We start from the raw sequence: 22,073 nt of genomic DNA, 5'->3' as shown, positions 1-22,073 counted from the left end.
CTAATACTACTATGTTAGTGTGACATACTATGCCACGCTTTTTCCAAACGCTTGACGGAAACCGGCATGGGCGTACGCAACTCCTGCGCAAATAAAGCCACCCGTAATTCTTGCAATAAATAAGCAAACTCATCCATCTGCGGATCAGGTACTCCCTTAAGCTGGGATAAGCGACGCTGATACTTCGATTGCAACAGCTGCACATCATGCATCAAATGCTGATCGCGGCTAGGGTCATTTTTTAATTTATCAATACGCAATTGTACCGCTCTTAGGTAACGTGGGTAATGCTGTAGGATATTATAGTCAACACGACTTACAAAGCCCTTATAAATCAGCGTATTAAGCTGCTGTGAAATATCTTCATAGGCCTTTTTATGCGCTTTAATGAGGTTCAATTTTTTTAAAGCCGTGGCCCATTCATTCATAATTTGTTGCAATAAGCGGATGACTTCCTGCAATAACAGACCAAAGCGCCCTTTGGCATCCCTCACCCGTTCATTAAAGCTTGCTTCATCACTCGGCCATGGCGTAGCTAAACACGATTGAATCAGCGCACAATCAATAATTTCTTCTTGTAACTCCTCTTGCGTCCCTAGACTCAGATAGAGCATGCCTAACTGTGGCAGCGCCTTGAGATTTTTTGAAAGGTAGCGAATTTGCTCCTTTAGGGCGATTTTAAAGAGGCGGATCAAACCCTGGCGATGCGCTGCGGTCGCCTCATGCAGCTCATCAAATACATCAATGCGACAATCATTACCCTGATCCACGAGAGCGGGGTAACCGACCACGGTTTGTCGTCCACGCTTAAGCTCCAGTAATTCTGGTAATTCACCAAAATCCCAGCTGCTAATATGCTGATGGTCTTCTAGGGTGGCTTGCGTACCCCTATCCTCTCCCAGCAATTCTTTAAAGCTTTGTTCAGCGGCTGGCGCATGCTCAGCCTTTAATAAAGCCAAATTACGACTAGAACTCAACATCCGCCCATGCTCATCGACCACTTTATAAATCATCGAGAGATGCGGCGGAATCGTTTCCTCTTTAAAATCTGTGCTCTGTACCCGCACCCTTGTTTGCTGCCAAATATCATCAATCAAGACGGATAAGAGCGGCTTTTCTTTTAAGGCCGGTGCAGCGGACACGGCCTCGACAAATTGTTCGGCATAGTCTGGAATCGGCACACAATGGCGCCGTAAGCGCTGCGGCAATGAGCGTAACAACAGGGCGACCTTTTCCTTAAGCATGCCCGGCACTAACCATTGCGTGTGGATTGGATTGATCTGCTTTAAAGCATACACCGGCACCTCCATGGTCACCCCGTCTTTAGGTGAACCAGGCTCAAAATGATAAGTTAATTTTAAGCTTAAACCATCTAACTCTAAATACTTAGGAAATTGCTCGGTACTGATACCGGCAGCCTCATGCCGCATTAACTCATCTTTATTCAGTTTTAGTTGTGCCTGCTCTGCGCTTGAGAGATTTTTATACCAATGCTCCAACGTCGCCACTTGGTGCATATCCTGAGGAATATATTGATCATAGAAGCGATAAATTAACTCATCATCCACCAAGATGTCTTGGCGACGTGACTTATGTTCTAAATGCTCAATCTCCTCAATCAAGCGCAAGTTATGCGTCAAAAAAGGCAAGTTTTGCCGTATTGCGCCCGCCACCAAGGCCTCACGAATAAATAACTCCCGTGCATGGGCAGGGTCCAGTCGCGCATAACTAATCTTGCGCCCCTGATAAAGCTGTAAACCATAGAGGGTCGCTCGCTCATACACCATCACCTGACCGCGACGCGGGTCAAAATGTGGTTCAGAATAGAGCTTTTTTAATAAATGGCGACCTGCTTGCTCTATCCATTGCGGCTCCACCCGGGCTACGGTGCGTGCAAAGAGGCGTGTGGTTTCTACTAACTCGGCTGCCATAATCCACTTTGCCGCCCGTCGCTGTAAATAGGAGCTCGGGTGCACCACAAAGCGAATACCGCGGGCGCCCTCATATTCACGCACGCTTTCACTGCGTAAACCGATATTACCCAATAAGCCGCTTAATAAGGCTCGATGCAATTCCTCATAGGTAGCGTCAACCTGATTAAAACGCCATTGTTGCTCCTCTACCAACTGCCTAATTTGCTGATGAATATCTTGCCACTCTCTTAGGCGTAGCGGGGATAAAAACTCCTTACGTAACTGGCGTTGCAATTTGCGATTTGACTCACGGCTCTCATATTGCTCTTGATACCAACTCCAGAGCTTTAAATAAGAAATAAACTCCGACTCTTTATCACGAAACTTCGCATGTGCTTGGGTACTGGCTTCCTGCGCTTCAAAGGGGCGTTCTCGTGGATCCTGAATGGATAAGGCCGCAGCGATAATGCACATTTCAGTCAAACAATGATGCTCTTTTGCAGCCAAAATCATGCGTGCAATTTTGGGATCTAAGGGTAGCCGCGACAGCATACGACCAGTCGAGGTCAAGCGATTATGCTCATTTAAGGCACCCAATTCCTGCAGTAAATGATAGCCATCGGCAATCGCTCGGCCGCTTGGTTTATCGACAAAGGGAAACGCCTCAATATCATGCAAGCGCAACGCCTTCATACGCAAAATCACAGAGGCTAATGAGGAACGCAGCACCTCGGGATCAGTATAATCCGGACGGCGCTTAAAATCCTCTTCAGAGTATAGACGAATACAGATACCCGGCCCCAAGCGACCACAACGGCCAGCACGCTGATTGGCTGCCGCCTTGGAGATCGGCTCAATCTGCAACTGCTCCACCTTATTACGCCACGAATAGCGCTTAACCCGTGCCAAACCGCTATCAACCACAAAACGAATCCCTGGTACCGTCAAAGACGTTTCGGCAACGTTGGTGGCGAGAATGACTCGACGAAGATTGGTGCTCGGCTTGAAAATACGCTCCTGATCAGCTTGCGACATGCGCGCAAACAGTGGTAACACCTCCAAACCTTGCTGATTAACTTGGCGCAACACCTCCGCCGCCTCGCGAATTTCTCGCTCTCCAGGCAAAAACACCAGAATATCACCTGGACCAGAGCGTATACATTCACTGACCGCATCGCTAATCATCTCACTCAAGTCAGGCTGCTCATTATCCTCATCCCCATCGTCGCTCACCGCGCCATAACTATCCTCACGTTGATAACGTATTTCCACTGGATACATGCGCCCGCTCACCTCAATCAATTGCGCGGGACGACCCTCGGCATCCTTAAAATGCTCAGCAAAACGCTCAGCATCAATGGTGGCCGAGGTAATGATCACTTTCAAATCAGGTCGCTTAGGGAGTAGATTTTTTAAAAAGCCCAACAGAAAATCAATATTTAAACTGCGTTCATGCGCCTCATCAATAATAATGGTGTCATAACGTTTTAATAGCGGATCACGTTGGGTTTCGGCCAATAAAATACCATCTGTCATCAGCTTAATCTGCGAACGAGGTCCGCTACGCTCATTAAAGCGCACCTGATAAGCCACTAATTGCCCAACCTCAGTCTTTAGTTCTTGCGCAATACGCTTGGCGACAGACACAGCAGCAATGCGCCGTGGTTGAGTATGGGCAATCATTTTATCTTGACCGCGCCCCATGGCTAAGCAAATTTTCGGCAATTGCGTTGTTTTACCCGAACCGGTTTCACCCGCCACAATAATCACTTGGTGTTGCGCTAGTGCGTTTTGAATTTCCGCTCTGCACTCGCTCACCGGTAAATCTTCAGGAAAGTCGATAAACGGTGGCAGTTGTTTAGTCTGCGATAGGGCTACTTTAGATGAAAGATCTGAGCTGTCTCGATCTTGTGATTTTTGCATAGCTAATTGTAGTAGTAATAATTTTATAAATTTTTTAAGGCTTAGTAGATTGTGCCTGATTAGGATTATACAAGACTGCGATTTAGGCTAAAATCAAAGGTTTACTCATTATATTATTAGCAAAGAGGTTTAAGCAGCCATGTCAAACCCACAGGAAATTGAGACCGTTTCAGCGCTTGAAGCCGCTGAATTTGCACCGACCCAATTCGTGCGATGGTTTAGGGAGGTGGCGCCTTATGTGCGTGAGGTACGAGGTAAAACCTTTGTGATTGCCTTTGGGGGTGAGTTAATTGAGGAATCCAAGCTGAATAACTTGGTTATCGATCTCTCCCTCCTCAGTGCGCTCGGCGTGCAGCTGGTGGTGGTGTATGGGTCTCACCCTCAAGTAAATCAGCAGCTTAAACTTAAAGGCATTGACACTCAGCTACAACGTGGCGTGATTGAGCCCACCGCGGTGGATGTACTCGAATGCTGTAAAGAGGTAGCCGGTGAAATTCGTTTAGATATTGAGGCCGCCTTTAGTCAGGGGCTGCCTAACACCCCCATGTCCAATTCACAAATCCATATCATTTCCGGTAACTTTGTGATTGCACAACCCGTCGGTGTGGTTGATGGGGTTGATTATAAGCACACGGGCAAGGTACGTAAATTTGACTTAGACTCAATCCGCAAAGCACTCGCACTCAATGCCATTGTGCTCCTCTCTCCCATCGGCTTTTCACCGACAGGTGAGGCTTTTAATCTGGCCATGGAGGAATTAGCGACCAGCATTGCAGGTGCCTTGCAGGCGGACAAGCTGCTTTTTGTCACGCAGGACAATCGTGTGCGAGATGCAGAAGGCACCTTGATTACCGAGTTAGCTCGTGCCGAAGCCGAGCGCTTAATTGCCTCAAAGCTGCTAGAACCACAGACTCAGTCCTATCTTAAATGGGCCACCGAAGCAGTACGTCGCGGGGTCAAGCGCGCACACTTAATACCTTTTGAAATTGACGGCTCCTTGTTACTTGAGTATTTTACCCACGATGGGGTCGGTACGATGGTGGTGGAAGACTCACTGGATGACCTACGCCCCGCTACCGTGGATGATATTGGGGCGATTTTAAGCTTAATTCAACCACTAGAAGCCGATGGCACCTTAGTGCCGCGTGACCGTGGCATCATTGAACGTGATGTAGAAAAGTTCTCCGTGCTAGAGCATGACGGGGTTATTTACGGTTGTGTTGCCATCTTCCCCTACCCAGAGGAGAAAATGGCTGAGATGGCTTGTTTGATTGTCCATCCCGATTGGCAAAATGCCGGTGATGGCGAGACCTTATTGCGCCACGCTGAACAACGCGTCAAGGCCTTAGGCTATAAGCGCATGTTCGTTCTCACCACACGGACCTCCCATTGGTTTATTAAACGTGGCTTTATTCAGGGCTCCGTCAGCGATTTGCCCAAGTCAAAGCAATTGAATTACAATCGTAATCGCAACAGTTTGATTTTTTTCAAAAATTTTAAATCAGGAATCTAGTATGAGTCGTTTAGTTTACTGTGCTAAATACAAAGAAGAGAAAGAGGGTCTAGACTTCCCTCCCTACCCAGGTGAGTTGGGCAAAAAGATTTGGGAAAATATTTCTAAGCAAGCGTGGCAGGATTGGATCAATATTCAAACGCGCTTAGTTAACGAAAATCGCCTAAATCTAGCCGATGCGCGTGCGCGTAAATACCTCACCGGGCAAATGGAAAGCTATTTATTCGAGGATCAGGATGTTGAAGCCCATGGCTTCGTACCTCCAAGCCAATAAAGCGCCTCGTTTGATAGCCAATATAAAGTTAAAAGCTGCTTGTAAACTCAAGCAGCTTTTATACTTTTAAAGCTTAAATTAAATCTTGCGCAGACTGAGCCATCGCGACCATCGGCACAGCAAAAGAAGCCACTAGCGCCCAACACTCTGTAAGCCGCTATGACTAGAACGCATGGTGCTGCGACTGCCATCGGGACGTGTGACCGTTGTTTTGCTTGAAGAATAGCCGTAACCAGCATCAATCGTGCCGTAAATCTGCACGCCAGAACCACTACGCCACGCCCCCTGACTACTACGAGACTGAGCGCTTTGCTTGCCATCTAGGTTACTGACCGGACGCTGTAGCTCCTGTGAGGAGCTACAAGCCGATATGAGGCTGACACAAAGCAGCATGCCCATACCGCTTAAGGATAATCTTAAGAAAGATTTTTGACTCACCATAAACTCCTATCTCGCTGACTGATTTAAGCCTTCACTATTTCAAGCTTCGCAATACCGAGGGCTAAATTCTTTTCCCCGTGTTCGGAGAAATAAATTCTAGCAGTGGCATCCGAACCTTGTCCTTGCAACTGCATAATCACACCCTCGCCAAATCGTGAATGACGCACGCTTAAACCTATTTTAAACAGCTGCTCACCGACGCGTACACCTGAGCTCATCGGCGCTTGCGCTTGTGTGGCGCGGCCTGCCCCAATCGTCCCACCTGGAAAAGCAGCTCCGCCCGTGTTCGCACGACCACCAAAAGAAGAACCGCTCCACGCACTCTGCCCTCGTGCTGCAGCATAATAGCTCACGTCCTTAGGCGAGAGCCACTTCTGCGCTGCTTCAGGCATTTCATCCAGAAAACTGGAACGCAAGGCATATCGTGACTGCCCATATAACATACGACTACGTGCCATCGTGATATACAGCCGCTCCCGTGCCCGCGTGATGGCCACATACATTAAGCGGCGCTCCTCCTCCAGACCGCCCTCTTCGAGCAGACTATTTTCATGAGGAAATAACCCCTCCTCCAAGCCGGTTAAGAAGACCACCTGAAACTCCAAACCCTTGGCCGCATGAATCGTCATCAGCTGAACCGCATCCTCACCCCGCTCGGCCTGATTATCACCAGACTCTAATGAAGCATGCGATAAAAACTCGGCTAAGGCACTACTTTCCTCAACCGCAAACTCCACATCAGTCGCCACCTGCTTAACTAACTCTACGGCCTTTTTGCCCTCGAAGTTTTCTTCATAGCTAAAGACCTGAGCAGCGTTAACAAGTTCCTCTAAGTTATCTAAACGCTCCTGTCCCTCGCGCTCATTTTCATAATAGGTCTTCAGGCCGGCATGCACTATCACATGTTGGATTAATTCAGCTAAACTCACTGTTTCAGCAACACGACGCATCGCCTGAATCAGCTCAATAAAGGCGCTTAAGGCCGTGCCACCACGACCGCTGACGGCCCCCACGGCCATCGCTAAACTACAACCGATGGCGCGCGCATAATCACCCAAGGTCTCCAAGGTGCGTGCACCAATACCACGGGCCGGAAAATTGACTACGCGCAAAAAAGCCGTATCATCGTTCAAACTCTGGATTAAGCGTAAATAAGCCATCACATGCTTAATCTCCTGACGCTCATAGAAACGGGTACCACCATACACTCGATACGGTATCGCAGCGCTAAATAAGGCATGTTCAAGGGCGCGCGATTGTGCATTACTACGATACAGAATTGCGATTTCCTGACGTGCTGTACCCTCGCGACACAGTGAACGAATCTCATCCACCACCCAGCGTGCTTCCTCCTGCTCATTATCAAGCTCCATAATACGCACCGGTTCGCCCTCACCACGCTCCGTCCATAAGGCCTTACCTAAGCGCTTAGGATTATGCTTAATAAGTGCATTAGCACTATTTAAGATATGACCGTAAGATCGATAATTCTGCTCCAAGCGGATGATACTGCCGCGCGCATAGTCACGTTCAAACGCCATCATATTATCGACATTTGCCCCTCTAAAGGCGTAAATCGACTGATCATCATCACCCACAGCAAATAAGCTGGCGCCACCACCCGCTAACAGACATAACCAACGATATTGCAAATCGTTCGTATCTTGGAATTCATCAATCAAAATATGCTGAAAGCGCCGCTGATAATGCTCTCGGATCAATTGATTACGGCTTAGCAACTCATAGCAGCGTAGCAACAGCTCGGTAAAGTCCACCACCCCCTCGCGCTGACATTGCTCATCATAAAGCTGAAATAACTCAATTAATTTCGCGCTGTGTGGATCCCAAGCCTGCAAATCACTCGCACGCTCGCCCTTTTCCTTATGAGCATTAATAAAGCGTTGCACATCACGCACAGGAAACTTTTCAACATCAATTGAATGCGTTTTTAAAAGACGCTTAATCGCCGATTGCTGATCCGAGCTATCAAGAATATGAAACTGCTGCGCTAAGCCAGCATCACGATAATGCGCGCGCAACATTCGATTACATAGCCCGTGGAAGGTACCAATCCACATACTGCGGGTATTGAGAGGGGTAATCGAGGCCAAGCGTGACAGCATCTCTTTAGCAGCCTTATTCGTAAAAGTCACTGCTAATAAAGAAGCAGGACTTAAGCCCTGCTGAATTAACCACGCCATACGACTGGTTAAGACCTTAGTCTTGCCACTGCCGGCCCCCGCTAACACCAGCACATGCTGTTGATCGGTGGTCACTGCACTACGTTGCTCAGGGTTTAATTGCTCAAGCATCTTTGAATTCGAGTTCCTTTAATTAAAAACATGCGACTGTATCAAATCACCGTGTCGTCGATTAGGCTGAGCGCCGTTCTAGTACGGCAGCAAAAAAACCATCGGTGCCGTGCACATCTGGTCTTAAGCGCAAATAATCATCCTCGCTAGTCAGACCCTGAATGCGATCACCTAAGGTAGTCACAGCATTTAACAAACGAAAGTCAGAGTGCTTCGCCAAAAACTGCTGGATTTGCGCTTCATTTTCCTCGGGCAAAACACTGCAGGTCGAGTAAACCAAACGCCCGCCTGGTGCAACGCAACGCGCTGCACTCTGCAAGATGCGCTGTTGCAAGTCACATAACTCGGCGAGTGCCGCCGGACTTTGACGCCACTTCATATCTGGATTACGGCGTAAGGTACCAAAGCCGCTACAAGGCGCATCCACCAAGACCCGTTCAGCTTTGCCTGCTAAGCGCTTAACCCGTGGATCATTTTCATTCGCAATCACCACTGGGGTGACATTAGACAAACCACTGCGTGACAGACGCGGACGTGCTCTGGCTAAACGCGCCTCGGACACATCAAAGGCGTATAATCGACCGGCTGAACGCATCATCGCCCCGAGTAATAAAGTCTTGCCACCGGCACCGGCACAAAAATCAATCACCATATCGCTACGCCGCGGCCCCACCAAGGCACAGAGAATTTGGCTACCCTCGTCCTGCACCTCCAAACTGCCATTCTTAAATAAAGGCCAGTGGTTAATCGCCGGTTTATTTGCCAGACGAATACCCCAAGGGGAAAATTTACTTGGCTCCGGCTCCGCTGCCGCATAGGGCGCCGCTTGCATCAACTGAAGTGCCTCATCACGCTGAATTTTTAAGGGATTAACGCGCAAATCCAAAGGCGCCTTGTTGTTTAAAGCCTCTACTAAACGGTCTGCAGCCGGTAAATCACGAAACTTTGCAGCCAACCAGTCAGGCAGGCTATGACGCACCTCCCACGCCATCCCCTCTAAGGGCAAGGCCTTAACATGCGCCAACCACTCGGCCTCGAAGGGTGTCAACAGCCCAGCAACATAGTCCTCACCATTGGTTGCAGCGAGCCCCAAGATAGCCAAACGACGATACTCACTGCCCTCACCGCTTTGAGCAAAATGACGATAAAGGCGCAAGTGTCGCAAAATATCAAACACCGTCTCTGCAATCTCAGCACGGTCACGCAAACCCAGTGAACGATGCTCTCGAAACCACTGGGATAAAACCGCATCAGCAGGATGCTTAAACTTCAAAATCTCAGTCAGCACCCGCTGTAATTGCTGGAGGCGTACCGTTGCAAAATCGGCCGGACTTCGCGCTTTATGGTGCGCTGTAACGCTGCCTTTAGTGCCACCGGCAATATGACGAACACGGCCTGAGGTGGGCTTTTTTCTCTGTTTGACCATCTTAATTACTCAAAAAATCCTTTAACCCAGGGTGAGCAAATAATCGCTGCGCTGGCTTAGTCCACTGCACCTGTTCTTGCTCATCTAAATAACAAACACCACTGACTAAATAATCAATAACCGCCGGGTACAACTGATGCTCGATCGCTAGTACGCGCGACGTCAAACTCGCTTCATCATCACTCGGCAACACGGGCACCAATGACTGCGCAATGGTAGGACCTGCATCTAACTCGGGGGTCACAAAATGCACCGTGCTACCATGTACGGTACAACCGGCCTCCAACGCTCGCTGATGTGTATCCAAACCGGGAAATAAGGGTAATAATGAAGGATGAATATTAATGAGTTTAGCCATGTAGTGGCTGACAAAAACATCCGTTAGAATACGCATAAATCCGGCCAAAATCACCCAATCTGGCTGATAGCTATCAATACACGCCATCAAGGCGCGATCAAAAGCCAAACGATCGGGGTAGTCACGGTGCGCAACTAACTGCGTGCTAATCCCCTGCTCCTTGGCCCACAGTAAACCAGCGCTATCAGCACGATTAGCGATCACGGCCACCACCTCCATATCCTGGCGCGCTTGGGCCATCCGCACGATTGACTGCATATTAGAACCGCGACCAGAAATTAAAATCACGATGCGTTGCGTTTTAGTCGCTGCTGCTTGCGAACGGGTAGAAAGCGTCATCTCAATGCTTGAACTCATAAATAATCACTAGTAATGTTGTGCGGAAAAACCTTCATTATAGCAAGCCAGTGGGGCGGTTCATGTTAAACTGATGCCCGTGAAAAATACCATTATTCCCGACTCATTTAGCCTAGATGCGGTGGACTATCCCGGCACCGCCCTGACCATTGGCAATTTTGACGGCGTCCATTGCGGCCACGCCAGCCTCCTCTATCGTCTTAAAAAAGCAGCGACTCAACGAGGCTTGGCGATGGGGGTGATGACCTTTACACCACATCCGCGAGAGTATTTTGCGCTTCTGAATAAGCGTCCCGAATTAATACCAACACGCATTAGTACCCTCAGAGATAAAATCTGCAGCTTACGCCTTTTGGGCGCTGACTTTGTTTCGCTCAGTCATTTTAATGAAGCACTAGCACATACCTCACCGACTGCTTATATTGAAGAAATTCTCGTCAAGCAGCTTAAACTACGCTATTTACTCGTGGGGCAAGATTTTCGTTTCGGTCATAAACGTGAGGGCGATCTCGCCTTACTCCGCACTTACGGTCAGCGCCATGGCTTTGAAGTGGAAACCATTGAGGATGTAAATGACTCTCACGGTATCCGCTATTCCAGTACCGAGTTACGTAATGCCTTATCCTTTGGCGATATCGCAGCGGCCAATCGTTTTTTAGGACGTCCTTACAGTATCAGCGGTCGTGTCACGCACGGCAAAAAACTGGGGCGTACCTTGGGCTATCCGACCTTGAATATTAAGCTGATGCCCCACTGTGCTATTCGTTCTGGGGTGTATGTGGTCAAAGTCAGAGGTCTGATTCCGCCTACGACAATTCAGGCGCCGTCCAGCACCTCAGCGCATGAGTCACCGCTGCACCAATTAAGCGCTCATTACCCTGCCATGGCTGGCATTGCCAGTTTAGGCGTCAGACCGACGGTCACTGCCAATGGCGAAGTGCTACTTGAAGTGCACCTGATAGATACAAACATCGATGCTTACGGTAAACTAGTAACAGTCGAGTTCCTACAGCATGTACGGGACGAAGAAAAATTTCCTAATTTAGAAACCCTAGTCAGTGCCATGAATCAAGACTTGGACACTGCTCGTGAATATTTTAATCAGCATGGACTATAAAGATACATTAAACCTCCCGGGAACCCAATTCCCCATGCGAGGTAATTTAGCAAAGCGCGAACCCGTTTGGGTTAAAGAATGGCAAGAAAAAAAGGTCTACGAAGCAATTCGTGAAGCCTCAAAAGGTCGACCTAAGTTTATTTTGCATGATGGCCCTCCCTATGCTAATGGTAGTATCCACATCGGTCACGCTGTTAATAAAATTCTCAAGGATATTATTCTCAAAAGCCGCAATATGTCAGGCTTTGATGCACCGTTTGTGCCAGGCTGGGACTGTCACGGTATGCCGATTGAAATTCAAATCGAAAAGCAGTACGGCAAAAACCTAGCCACGAAAGAGATGATGGCTAAAGCACGTGCCTATGCTATGGAGCAAATCGCTAACCAACGCGAGGACTTTATTCGCCTTGGTGTCTTAGGTCAGTGGGATAATCCTTATCTCACCCTGAACTATCAAAACGAAGCCGATGAGATTCGTGCCCTCGCTAAAATGATCGAAAAGGGCTACGTCTTCCGTGGCTTAAAACCGGTCAATTGGTGTTTTGATTGCGGTTCAGCCCTGGCTGAAGCCGAGGTAGAGTATCAGGATCGCATGGATCCGGCAGTTGATGTGGCCTTCCCCTTTGCTGAAAAAGACAAAGTGGCCAAGGCCTTTGGACTTGACAGCATTGCCGATGGCGCCGTGGCTATCTGGACCACCACCCCCTGGACCCTGGTTGCTAACCAAGCGCTTAACGTACACCCTGAGTTAGACTATGTGTTAGTCAAGGTCAGCCCGCGCCCTGCCAGTGGTGAGCTATTAATCTTGGCCAAGGATCGCTATGAAGATTGTCTTGCAGCTTATGGTTTAAGCGGCGAAGTGATAGCAACGTGTACAGGCGCAGCGCTTGAAGGTATTGGCTTTTACCATCCATTAGCAAAAATGGATCCGGGCTACAACCGCTTATCAAAGATTAATTTAGCCGATTATGTCACGGTTGATGCTGGTACCGGTATTGTGCACTCCTCACCAGCGTATGGTGTGGAGGACTTTATTAGTTGTAAGCAATACGGTATGCAGGATGATGAGATCCTAAACCCGGTTATGGGTAATGGTGTTTACGCCGATAGCTTAGCCCTGTTTGGCGGCATGAAAATCTGGGATGCCAATCCTAAAATTGTTGAGGCCTTAAAGGCTGCTGGCAATTTGCTTAAGTTCGAAAAGCTTAACCACAGCTACATGCACTGCTGGCGTCATAAGACACCAGTGATTTATCGTGCTACTAGCCAATGGTTCGCTGGCATGGACAGAACGGCCCATGACGACACTCGCAGCTTACGTGAAATCGCCTTAGAGGGCGTGGAAAATACTAACTTCTATCCTACCTGGGGTCGTGCCCGCTTGCACAATATGATTGCCAACCGCCCAGACTGGACCCTCTCGCGTCAACGTCAGTGGGGTGTACCGATGGCATTCTTTGTGCATAAGGAAACAGGAGAATTACACCCTCGCACCATTGAGCTGTTAGAGGACATTGCTAAACTCGTCGAAAAAGAAGGTATCGAGATCTGGCAGTCGGTTAGGGTTTCGGATTTCCTCGGTGATGAGGCCGATCAGTATGAGAAAAACCAAGACACCTTAGATGTCTGGTTTGATTCAGGCACCACGCATGTGCATGTGATGGGCGGTCAAAACCACGAATTCAAGGGTTCCCATGCCGATGATTTACGCTGGCCTGCCGATCTTTACTTAGAGGGCTCGGATCAGCATCGCGGCTGGTTCCACTCTTCTCTCTTGACCTCGTCCATGCTCTATGGTCGTCCACCCTACAACGGTTTATTGACACACGGCTTTGTGGTGGACGGCAATGGTCGCAAAATGAGTAAGTCCCTGGGTAATGTCATTGCGCCCCAGCAGGTGTCTGATACCCTCGGTGCAGAGATTATTCGTCTATGGACGGCGGCTACCGACTACTCGGGTGAGTTATCGATTTCCGATCAGATCTTAAAACGTGTGGTTGAGAGCTATCGCCGGATTCGTAATACCCTGTGCTTCCTCCTAGGTAATCTCAGCGATTTTGATGTGACTAAGGATTTAGTTGCCCTTGATGAGCTACTGGAAGTGGATCGTTTTGCCATTGCCTCAGCGGCCACGATGCAGGACTATATCCAAAAACTCTATGACAAGTATGAGTTCCACCCAGCAGTGCATCGCTTGCAGATCTATTGCTCAGAGGACTTAGGCGCTTTCTATTTGGATATTTTAAAGGACCGCCTCTACACCACGGCTAAGGAAAGCCTTGCGCGTCGTTCAGCGCAAACAGCCCTTTATTACATCACCATGACCTTGGTCAAACTGATGGCCCCCATCCTCTCATTTACATGTGAGGAGGCGTGGACTGAGATGCGCCGCACTTTCCTTAAAAACACGGCACTAGCAGATGGCTTAACTATTTTTACCGAGGTCTTTGAAACCCTACCTGCGATTGAGGATGCTGACGTATTACTGGCGAAATGGGCACGCATACTTGAAATTCGTGCACGACTCAATAAAGACTTAGAGGAGGTGCGCAGCGCAGGTAAAATCGGTTCTGCCCTACAGGCTGAGGTCGATATTTATGCGACTGGCGAGGATTATGAGTTGCTTAAGAGCTTAGCGGATGATTTACGCTTTGTCTTTATCGTATCGCGCGCCACACTTCATCAAGCCGCTGCCGACAGTACCGAGCCGCGCTTTGAAATTACAGCCTCTAACCATGAGAAATGTGAACGTTGTTGGCATTATCGTGAGGATGTTAATGAGGATCCTGAGCACCCAGGCATTTGCGGTCGCTGCATTGAAAATCTGACCACGCACGGCGAGGAACGTCACTATGCCTAAGCCGGCAGAGTCTCAAGCGCAAACCTTGTCGGCTCATAAAAAGCCGACAGCAACGCTTGCTCAGAGCCACTGGCCCCTGAGTCGATGGTTAGTGATTGCAGCCGTCTTGATTGTGTTAGATCAACTCAGTAAATGGTATTTTGAACTAAATTTCCAGTTTGCTGAGCGCCTGAATATACTGCCATTTTTTGATTTTATTTTGGTCTATAACACCGGGGCGGCCTTTAGTTTTCTAGCCAATCACGGAGGTTGGCAGCGTTGGTTTTTTGCTGCCCTCAGTCTCATTGCTAGCGCCGTGATTATTTATTTGCTGCGACGCAATCCTGCTAAATCATTATTTAATTTGGCGCTGACCTTAATTCTAGCGGGGGCTTTAGGCAATTTGATCGATCGTTTGCTACTCGGTCATGTGATTGATTTTTTACTGTTTTACTGGGGCGATCGTTACTTCCCCGCCTTTAACTTAGCCGACTGCTTTATTACCGTGGGCGCTGGCTTATTAATACTGGACGAATTACTTAGAATTCGACGACAGAAGCAAGTCTAAACGACAGAGGAGAATGCATCATGAGCCAGCTGCTTAGTGAAAAGCGTATCGTGCTCGGACTAACCGGCGGTATTGCTTGCTATAAAAGTGCAGAGTTATGCCGACGTTTGCAGGATCAGGGGGCCAGCATTCAGGTCGTGATGACGGATGCCGCCTGCGCCTTTATTACACCAACCACCATGCAAGCCCTATCTGGTAAGCATGTATATAGCGAAACCCTCGATCCCACCATGGCTAATAGCATGGCGCATATCAATTTAAGTCGTGAGGCCGATGCGATCTTGATTGCCCCATGCAGCGCTGATTTTATTGCAAAATTAGCCCATGGCTTGGCTGATGATTTACTATCAACCCTTTGTTTAGCCCGTGGAGCTTGCCCATTAATCCTTGCACCCGCCATGAATCGAGAGATGTGGGCTAACCCCGCCACACAACGTAATATTCAACGCTTAATTGATGATGGTATTAGCGTGTGGGGGCCTGCCGCAGGTGAGCAGGCTTGTGGCGAGATTGGTTCAGGACGCATGTTGGAGGTGCCAGACTTAGTTGAAGAGATGATTAGCTTCTTCAGTCCTAAACTACTGCAAGGCATAAAAATCTTAATGACTGCTGGCCCCACCGAAGAAGCCATTGACCCAGTGCGAGTTATCACCAACCGCTCCTCCGGTAAAACGGGTTATGCCATTGCCACGGCAGCACGTCGCGCAGGCGCCAAGGTCACCTTAATTTCTGGTCCCACAGCCCTGCCCCGTCCTTATGGTGTTGATTTTATAAGTGTGCGCTCGGCGCGTGAGATGTATGAAGCCGTGATGACAGTGGCAGCGGCACACGATATTTTTATCTCCGTCGCCGCCGTGGCTGATTGGTATATTAAAAATAGCACCACTAGCAAAATTAAAAAAACAGCAGATGGTGGTTTTCCAGCACTGGAGTTTGCCCCTAATCCAGACATTATCGCTAGCGTTGCCACGATGGAAAACGGCCCATGGCCCATCGGCTTTGCTGCCGAAACGGATAATTTATACGAATACGCCGAAGCCAAGCGTCAACGTAAAAAGCTACCTCTGGTGGTCGGTAATCTAGCGCAAGACGTCATGGATAGGGATAGCACTCGCTTTGTGCTGTTTGCTGATAGTGGCGTCAGCGAGATGCAGCCAGCGTCAAAACCAGCTGCTGCCGCTGCCTTGGTTGCAGAAATCGCCCGGCGCTATCGCTCAAGGTAACTAATGCAAGCATATGTTGATTTATTCTTGAATTTTATTGCTCAAAATAAGGCCTGGGCACCACCCCTTATTGGCATGGTGGCTTTGCTAGAATCCATTTTTGTGATTGGTCTGCTGATGCCTGCAACGGTCATCCTCGTAGCGACCGGTGCCCTCATCGGGGCGGATGCGCTACCCTTTTGGCCAATTAGTGTGGCTGCCTCCATCGGCTGCTTTTTGGGTGATAATATCTCCTACACCATTGGTCGCAAAGTGCGTCCTGGGCTGCTTCATGCCAGGATCTATCAACGTTACCGCAATGTGATTTTACGTTCTCATCTACTATTTCGTAAATTCGGTATTTATGCGGTTTTTTTTGGACGCTTTTTAGGTCCCTTACGTTCAAGTGTACCCACAGTAGCGGGCGTATTACGGGTACCATTTTACAAATTTCAACTCGCTAATTTTTGCTCTGCTGTGATTTGGCCGCCACTGTATATGCTGCCAGGCATAGCGATTTTTTAAATATAAAGCAATTCGTTCAACTCAACATAGGTATTAAAGCATGTTAGTCAATCTGAAGATTCTCGATAAACGCATGGAGCAGCAACTGCCTCAGTATGCCACCGCTGGCTCTGCCGGTCTCGATTTACGAGCTTGCATTGATGAAGCCATAGTCCTAGCACCAGGCCAAACCGAGCTTATCCCCACTGGTTTAGCCATCCATTTGGATAATCCTGGCTATGCAGCCATGATTTTACCGCGCTCCGGATTAGGTCATAAGCATGGAATTGTTTTAGGTAATTTGGTCGGTTTAATCGACTCTGACTATCAAGGTGAGCTGATGGTCTCCGTGTGGAATCGCAGTCAGCAAAGCTTTAGGCTTGAACCGATGGAACGTTTAGCACAATTGGTGGTGGTGCCAGTGCATCAAGTACAATTCCGTGTGGTCGATGAATTCAATCAAAGCGATCGCGGCAGCGGCGGCTTTGGTAGCACCGGTAAAAACTAATCAGACAGAATATAGGAAGCTCTATATGAACAATCACAAACGTAATTTCTTAAAACGCTTAACACTCACAGCGCTTGGCTTAACTTTATGCCTAACAAATGCCCCTGCCCTAGCCGATGAAGCTAGCAATTATCCTAATAAAGTCATTCATTTTGTGGTGCCCTACGCAGCGGGTGGCCCATTAGATGCAGCCGCCCGTCAATTAGGTGAGCGAGTCCAAGAAACGCTTGGCCAAAATGTGATCGTTGAAAATAAAGCCGGCGCCGGTGGCAATGTGGGTTTAGCAAGTGTTGCTCAAGCCAAAGCCGATGGCTATACCCTAGGCATGGGAGCGGTTGCAACCATGGCGATTAATCCTTGGCTCTATCAAAAAATGCCCTTTGACCCGAGCAAAGACTTTGCGCCGGTGATACTTTTATCCAATGTGCCAAATGTGCTCATTCTAAATAAAAAGTTTGCTACTGAAAATGGCATCAACGATGTCCAGACCTTAGTTGATTATCTAAAACAACATGGTGATAAAGTTAACTACGCTTCGGGTGGTAATGGCAGTGCTGGTCATTTGGCTGGCGAATTATTTAAACAGCGTGCGGCGGTGGATATGCTGCATATCCCCTACCAAGGTGCAAACCCCGCCAAAATGGCGCTATTAGCTAATCAAACGCAACTCATGTTTGATAATCTAGCATCGTCACTCCCACAAATTAAAGCAGATGAAGTCGTCGCCTTGGCCGTTACGACCGCCGAACGCAGTAGTTTTTTAAGTGAGGTACCGACACTTGAAGAAAGTGGCATTGCGAATTTCGATATCTCCACCTGGTTTGGTGTGGTTGCGCCGGCCGGCACACCGGAAGCTATTATCGAAAAACTCAACCAAGCCTACGCAGAAGGTATGAAAGATGAGCGTGTACAACAGCAGATGCGCAATATGGCCTCTGATTTAGAACCTGGTAGCGCCCAAGATTTCACTAATTATGCTAAAGAGGAATTAGCAAAATACCAAGAAATGATTAAATCTGCAGCCATCAAACTAGATTAAGATAGCACAAAGAGTAACGGTCCTGAGTAAATACTGGGACCGTTAATCGTTAATCGTTTCTAAAAGCGGATAAGCGCTTATTATCCTAAAACATAATGAAAAAACCCTCATAACAAATGCTATGAGGGCTTATAATCTGGCGCGCCCGGCAGGAATTGAACCCACGACCTCTTGGTTCGTAGCCAAGCACTCTAATCCAACTGAGCTACGGGCGCATATGAGGTGTTTGGTGGCTCTTCCCCGACTCGAACGGGGGACCTGCGGATTATGATTCCGTCGCTCTAACCAACTGAGCTAAAGAGCCTCTAACAACCTAAGAAAAAGATTATATTACCAATAAAATAAGATGTCAAGCCTCAATCAGACTAATTTAACAATTAAGAATTTCTTAGCTATAAAACACACACTTTATTGGATATTACTACAAAAAACTGCAAGACCGACTTTGATAATACGAAACTCAGGGAAAATTTTAGCGTGTATATTCTTGATTTGCCCTGAATCCTTGAGCAAGATCAGCAGATTAAGAAAATTTTGAAAACTACAGCTAGAATCAGTTATGATTAAGGTTTCAAGTCGTAATCAAATGTACATCTTGCAATGTTTCATTGAGTTTGCGACTTTTATTTACACTAAGGATGGAGTATTAAACACATGAAAAAAATTTTTAAAGCGCTCGTGTTGCCTGTTGCATTATCAATGGCAGGCTTTATGGGGACAGCACAAGCACAATCACCCGTTGTGATTAAATTCGCTCACGTTGTAGCCGACTCAACCCCTAAGGGTAAAGGCGCCTTATTATTTAAGCAAAAAGCAGAGGAGCGCCTAGGCGATAAGGTCAAAGTGGAGGTCTACTCTAACTCTTCCTTATATGGTGACGGTCAGGAGATGGATGCCCTACTCTCTGGTGACGTACAGTTATTAGCACCTTCTTTAGCTAAGTTTGAGCATTTCCAGAAGAAAATCCAGATTTTCGATTTACCCTTCTTATTTGAAGATATTGATGCCCTTGACCGTTTCCAACAAAGTGAAGCGGGTCAAAGCCTCTTAAAAAGCATGGAAGATAAAAACATCACCGGTTTAACCTACTGGCACAATGGTATGAAGCAGTTATCTGCTAACCAGCCGCTACGTGTACCGCGTGATGCGCGTGGTCTACGCTTCCGTGTACAGGCTTCTAATGTCCTTGAAGAGCAGTTTAAAGCATTGCGCGCTAACCCTCGTAAAATCGCTTTCGCTGAGGTTTATCAATCACTACAAACAGGTGTAGTTAACGGCGCTGAGAATCCCTATTCCAATATCTATTCTCAAAAAATGCATGAGGTGCAGAAGTATATTACTGAGTCAAATCACGGTTTGATTGACTACATGGTTATCACCAATACTAAGTTCTGGAACGGCTTAGACAGCGATGTTCGTACTGCCCTTGAAGATGTATTAAAGGAAGTCACTGTTGAGGTTAACAAAATGGCTAAAGAGCTAAACGACGGTGATAAGCAAAATATCCTAAATGCAGGCACAACCGAAATCATCACGCTAACGCCTGAAGAGCGTGAGCAGTGGCGTGAAGCTGTACAACCGGTATGGAAGAAGTTCGAGGGTGAAATCGGCGCTGATTTAATTCAAGCGGCCGTAGACGCTAACAAAAAATAAGCACTCGATGACGTGGTGAATGAATGCCCCCTAAGCTATCAAACAACTCAGGGGGCATTTTTTATACAACTCATATAACGCATATCAATCGCTGCAACAGCAGCATCACATATTTCTAGCTATTAGGTAAAGGAAAACTTTATGTTTAGTCATACCTACCGCAAAATGGATTTATTATGGCAGAAAACTGAAAAATTTCTGATCGTATTTATTCTTTCTGCGATGACACTTGTGACTTTTTTCTACACCATGTTTAATAACCTCTACGTACCTTTGTATGGGCTAGGCGGTTGGTTTGTAGACACGGCTGCAGGTGATTTTTTTGATACGATTGGCGACTTCATTATGGATACCGCCACATTTTTTAACTGGGCCAATGAGTTCACTGCCATCTGCTTTGCCTGGCTCATCTTTTTCTGCATGTCCTATGGCGTTCGCGTCGGTGGTCACTTGGGCGTAGATGCACTGATTAAATTATTCGATACACGCACACGACGTATTCTGGCCTTTATTGGCTTAAGCGCCTGCTTACTCTATGGCGGCATCATGTTTGAAGCCAGCTTAGAGTGGGTTTATACCTTTTATAAATATGGCACCCTAACCAATGGTCTTGACCGCTTCGGCGTCGCTCGTTGGCATGTCACGATCATTGTGCCGATTGGTTTTTTACTATTTATTATCCGCTATTTAGAAATCGGCTACCGCTTAATTACCGGTCAGCAAGATGATCTGGGGCTGGCGGATGAAGCTAGAGACGCGGTCGAGGAACTCTCCACACAGCGTCACGCGAACAACACGGATGTCGTCATGGAGAAGAAGTAATGACAGTACTAGTTTTATTCGCTTTGCTTTTCGGCTTGATGCTAATCGGTGTGCCCATTGCTATTTCACTAGGTCTGTCTAGTGCCATTACCATCATGTTCTTTAGTCCTGACACCGTGCGTGGATTAGTGATCAAGATGTTTGAAACCTCTGAACACTATACCCTACTGGCGATTCCCTTCTTTTTAATTGCGGGCGCCTTTATGACGACCGGTGGGGTGGCTCGACGCTTAATTGACTTTGCTAATGCATGTGTAGGTCATGTGCGCGGTGGTTTAGCCATCGGTTCGGTGCTCGCATGTATGCTTTTTGCTGCGCTATCAGGCTCCAGCCCAGCCACGGTAGCTGCCGTGGGTTCTATTGCGATCGCCGGTATGGTACGCTCCGGCTATCCAATTGAGTTCGGTGCAGGGATTATTTGTAACGCCGGTACACTAGGTATTTTGATTCCACCCTCCATCGTGATGGTGGTCTATGCGGCTGCTACTGAGCAATCCGTGGGTAAAATGTTTATTGCGGGTGTGGTACCAGGACTGTTACTGGGGGCTGCACTGATGGTAGCCATTTATATCGTAGCGCGCGTTAAAAACCTCCCAGCACAACCTCGTGCCAGCCTCCGCGAATGGCTCGTGGCCTTAAGAAAATCCCTGTGGGGCTTGTTGCTGATTGTGATTATTCTAGGCGGTATTTACTCCGGTATGTATACCCCGACTGAGGCAGCAGCTGTGGCGGCAGTTTATTCAGCCTTTATTGCTCTCTTTGTGTACAAGGATATGGGCTTTAAAGACTTACCACGCGTGATGCTAGACTCAGGCAAAATGACCGTGATGCTGATGTTCATCATCGCTAACGCCATGCTTTTTGCCCATGTACTGACCACTGAGCAAATCCCTCAACTCATCTCGCAATGGGTATTAGGACTTGGCTTAGAGCCCTGGATGTTCTTGATTGTCGTGAACTTGGTGCTCTTGGTTGCTGGTAACTTTATGGAGCCATCAGCGATTATTTTAATTATGGCGCCGATTTTCTTCCCTATTGCAGTGGAACTAGGCATTGATCCGATTCACTTCGGTATCATCATGGTCGTCAATATGGAAATCGGTCTCATTACCCCACCGGTCGGTCTGAACTTATTTGTCAGCTCTGCCGTCACCGGTATGCCAGTAACTAAAACAATCAAGGCTGCCATGCCATGGTTGCTGATTTTATTGACATTCCTAATGGTCATTACCTATGTGCCGATCGTTTCACTCGGTTTACCTGAGTTACTCGGTGCCCAGTAGTTTCTGGTGCTAGGAAGTGTT

At 47.8% G+C, this 22,073-nt stretch carries 17 protein-coding genes and 2 tRNA genes; 12 read left to right on the top strand and 7 right to left on the bottom strand.

All coding sequences use genetic code 11. The features are described 5' to 3' along the window. Positions 1–14 precede the first annotated feature (14 nt). On the bottom strand, positions 15–3,836 hold the full coding sequence (hrpA, locus tag A3GA_RS0102175; protein ID WP_018025745.1) for an ATP-dependent RNA helicase HrpA: 3,822 nt from the start codon (positions 3,834–3,836) through the stop codon (positions 15–17). A 139-nt stretch (positions 3,837–3,975) separates the two neighbouring features. Between hrpA and argA the strand changes: the two genes are divergently transcribed. Continuing rightward, the gene (argA, locus tag A3GA_RS0102170; protein WP_018025744.1) at positions 3,976–5,349 is read left to right on the top strand and encodes an amino-acid N-acetyltransferase; all 1,374 of its coding nucleotides are present in this window, start codon (positions 3,976–3,978) and stop codon (positions 5,347–5,349) included. 1 nt (position 5,350) lies between these two features. Next, positions 5,351–5,623: an oxidative damage protection protein gene (locus A3GA_RS0102165; RefSeq protein ID WP_018025743.1), complete on the top strand. Its 273-nt coding sequence runs from the start codon at positions 5,351–5,353 to the stop codon at positions 5,621–5,623. Positions 5,624–5,755: 132 nt separating this feature from the next. Here the strand turns inward: A3GA_RS0102165 and A3GA_RS0102160 are convergent, their stop codons facing one another. From A3GA_RS0102160 to purN, 4 genes are all read right to left on the bottom strand, one after another. Then, positions 5,756–6,064, bottom strand: coding sequence for a hypothetical protein (locus A3GA_RS0102160; protein ID WP_018025742.1), 309 nt, complete (start codon positions 6,062–6,064; stop codon positions 5,756–5,758). A gap of 23 nt (positions 6,065–6,087) precedes the next feature. Then, a complete protein-coding gene (locus A3GA_RS0102155; RefSeq protein WP_018025741.1) occupies positions 6,088–8,376 on the bottom strand; it encodes a UvrD-helicase domain-containing protein in 2,289 nt (762 codons plus the stop codon). Between the two features lie 61 nt (positions 8,377–8,437). Continuing rightward, entirely contained in the window at positions 8,438–9,802 is a 1,365-nt protein-coding gene (locus A3GA_RS11150; RefSeq protein WP_018025740.1) for an RsmB/NOP family class I SAM-dependent RNA methyltransferase, read from the bottom strand. 1 nt (position 9,803) lies between these two features. Further along, positions 9,804–10,517: a phosphoribosylglycinamide formyltransferase gene (purN, locus tag A3GA_RS11145; RefSeq protein WP_018025739.1), complete on the bottom strand. Its 714-nt coding sequence runs from the start codon at positions 10,515–10,517 to the stop codon at positions 9,804–9,806. Positions 10,518–10,590: 73 nt separating this feature from the next. Between purN and ribF the strand changes: the two genes are divergently transcribed. Genes ribF through A3GA_RS0102110 form a run of 7 tightly spaced genes read left to right on the top strand, consistent with a single transcriptional unit; the run spans position 10,591 to position 18,294 of the window. Then, positions 10,591–11,634 (top strand): riboflavin biosynthesis protein RibF, encoded by a 1,044-nt coding sequence (gene ribF, locus A3GA_RS0102140; RefSeq protein ID WP_018025738.1) that lies wholly within the window; start codon positions 10,591–10,593, stop codon positions 11,632–11,634. Continuing rightward, the gene (ileS, locus tag A3GA_RS0102135) at positions 11,624–14,494 is read left to right on the top strand and encodes an isoleucine--tRNA ligase (protein WP_026156754.1); all 2,871 of its coding nucleotides are present in this window, start codon (positions 11,624–11,626) and stop codon (positions 14,492–14,494) included. The genes ribF and ileS overlap by 11 nt, the downstream gene beginning before the upstream one ends. Continuing rightward, positions 14,487–15,041: a signal peptidase II gene (lspA, locus tag A3GA_RS0102130; protein WP_018025736.1), complete on the top strand. Its 555-nt coding sequence runs from the start codon at positions 14,487–14,489 to the stop codon at positions 15,039–15,041. The genes ileS and lspA overlap by 8 nt, the downstream gene beginning before the upstream one ends. Positions 15,042–15,061: 20 nt before the next feature. Further along, positions 15,062–16,264, top strand: coding sequence for a bifunctional phosphopantothenoylcysteine decarboxylase/phosphopantothenate--cysteine ligase CoaBC (coaBC, locus tag A3GA_RS0102125; RefSeq protein ID WP_018025735.1), 1,203 nt, complete (start codon positions 15,062–15,064; stop codon positions 16,262–16,264). A gap of 3 nt (positions 16,265–16,267) precedes the next feature. Continuing rightward, positions 16,268–16,768, top strand: a complete 501-nt coding sequence (locus A3GA_RS0102120; protein ID WP_018025734.1) for a DedA family protein — start codon at positions 16,268–16,270, stop codon at positions 16,766–16,768. Between the two features lie 40 nt (positions 16,769–16,808). Then, positions 16,809–17,255, top strand: a complete 447-nt coding sequence (dut, locus tag A3GA_RS0102115) for a dUTP diphosphatase (protein WP_018025733.1) — start codon at positions 16,809–16,811, stop codon at positions 17,253–17,255. A 25-nt stretch (positions 17,256–17,280) separates the two neighbouring features. After that, positions 17,281–18,294 carry a Bug family tripartite tricarboxylate transporter substrate binding protein gene (locus A3GA_RS0102110; RefSeq protein ID WP_018025732.1) on the top strand — a complete coding sequence of 338 codons (1,014 nt, stop codon included), beginning with the start codon at positions 17,281–17,283 and terminating at the stop codon, positions 18,292–18,294. Positions 18,295–18,431: 137 nt separating this feature from the next. Here the strand turns inward: A3GA_RS0102110 and A3GA_RS0102105 are convergent. Together A3GA_RS0102105 and A3GA_RS0102100 are read right to left on the bottom strand one after the other, a co-directional pair. Continuing rightward, positions 18,432–18,509, bottom strand: a tRNA-Arg gene (locus A3GA_RS0102105). 12 nt (positions 18,510–18,521) lie between these two features. After that, positions 18,522–18,598, bottom strand: a tRNA-Met gene (locus A3GA_RS0102100). 350 nt (positions 18,599–18,948) lie between these two features. On the opposite strand from A3GA_RS0102100, the gene A3GA_RS0102095 reads away from it, so the two are divergent. The 3 genes from A3GA_RS0102095 to dctM all read left to right on the top strand — a co-directional run bounded on the left by A3GA_RS0102095 (position 18,949) and on the right by dctM (position 22,052). Next, positions 18,949–19,947, top strand: coding sequence for a TRAP transporter substrate-binding protein (locus A3GA_RS0102095; RefSeq protein ID WP_018025731.1), 999 nt, complete (start codon positions 18,949–18,951; stop codon positions 19,945–19,947). Positions 19,948–20,088: 141 nt separating this feature from the next. Continuing rightward, a complete protein-coding gene (locus A3GA_RS0102090; protein WP_018025730.1) occupies positions 20,089–20,769 on the top strand; it encodes a TRAP transporter small permease in 681 nt (226 codons plus the stop codon). Then, positions 20,769–22,052, top strand: a complete 1,284-nt coding sequence (gene dctM / locus A3GA_RS0102085) for a C4-dicarboxylate TRAP transporter large permease protein DctM (protein WP_018025729.1) — start codon at positions 20,769–20,771, stop codon at positions 22,050–22,052. Before A3GA_RS0102090 ends, dctM begins: the two co-directional genes overlap by 1 nt. The last annotated feature ends 21 nt before the right edge of the window (positions 22,053–22,073 follow it).

Source organism: Oligella urethralis DSM 7531 (assembly GCF_000372065.1).
In the GTDB taxonomy this organism is placed as follows: domain Bacteria; phylum Pseudomonadota; class Gammaproteobacteria; order Burkholderiales; family Burkholderiaceae_B; genus Oligella; species Oligella urethralis.
This window is presented reverse-complemented; position numbering and strand designations above follow the sequence as displayed.

Bases quoted from the DNA above. Each gene is read 5' to 3' on its own strand.
- hrpA (WP_018025745.1), bottom strand. From the start codon at position 3,836: ATGCAAAAATCACAAGATCGAGACAGCTCAGATCTTTCATCTAAAGTA.
- argA (WP_018025744.1), top strand. From the start codon at position 3,976: ATGTCAAACCCACAGGAAATTGAGACCGTTTCAGCGCTTGAAGCCGCT.
- A3GA_RS0102165 (WP_018025743.1), top strand. From the start codon at position 5,351: ATGAGTCGTTTAGTTTACTGTGCTAAATACAAAGAAGAGAAAGAGGGT.
- A3GA_RS0102160 (WP_018025742.1), bottom strand. From the start codon at position 6,064: ATGGTGAGTCAAAAATCTTTCTTAAGATTATCCTTAAGCGGTATGGGC.
- A3GA_RS0102155 (WP_018025741.1), bottom strand. From the start codon at position 8,376: ATGCTTGAGCAATTAAACCCTGAGCAACGTAGTGCAGTGACCACCGAT.
- A3GA_RS11150 (WP_018025740.1), bottom strand. From the start codon at position 9,802: ATGGTCAAACAGAGAAAAAAGCCCACCTCAGGCCGTGTTCGTCATATT.
- purN (WP_018025739.1), bottom strand. From the start codon at position 10,517: ATGAGTTCAAGCATTGAGATGACGCTTTCTACCCGTTCGCAAGCAGCA.
- ribF (WP_018025738.1), top strand. From the start codon at position 10,591: ATGCCCGTGAAAAATACCATTATTCCCGACTCATTTAGCCTAGATGCG.
- ileS (WP_026156754.1), top strand. From the start codon at position 11,624: ATGGACTATAAAGATACATTAAACCTCCCGGGAACCCAATTCCCCATG.
- lspA (WP_018025736.1), top strand. From the start codon at position 14,487: ATGCCTAAGCCGGCAGAGTCTCAAGCGCAAACCTTGTCGGCTCATAAA.
- coaBC (WP_018025735.1), top strand. From the start codon at position 15,062: ATGAGCCAGCTGCTTAGTGAAAAGCGTATCGTGCTCGGACTAACCGGC.
- A3GA_RS0102120 (WP_018025734.1), top strand. From the start codon at position 16,268: ATGCAAGCATATGTTGATTTATTCTTGAATTTTATTGCTCAAAATAAG.
- dut (WP_018025733.1), top strand. From the start codon at position 16,809: ATGTTAGTCAATCTGAAGATTCTCGATAAACGCATGGAGCAGCAACTG.
- A3GA_RS0102110 (WP_018025732.1), top strand. From the start codon at position 17,281: ATGAACAATCACAAACGTAATTTCTTAAAACGCTTAACACTCACAGCG.
- A3GA_RS0102095 (WP_018025731.1), top strand. From the start codon at position 18,949: ATGAAAAAAATTTTTAAAGCGCTCGTGTTGCCTGTTGCATTATCAATG.
- A3GA_RS0102090 (WP_018025730.1), top strand. From the start codon at position 20,089: ATGTTTAGTCATACCTACCGCAAAATGGATTTATTATGGCAGAAAACT.
- dctM (WP_018025729.1), top strand. From the start codon at position 20,769: ATGACAGTACTAGTTTTATTCGCTTTGCTTTTCGGCTTGATGCTAATC.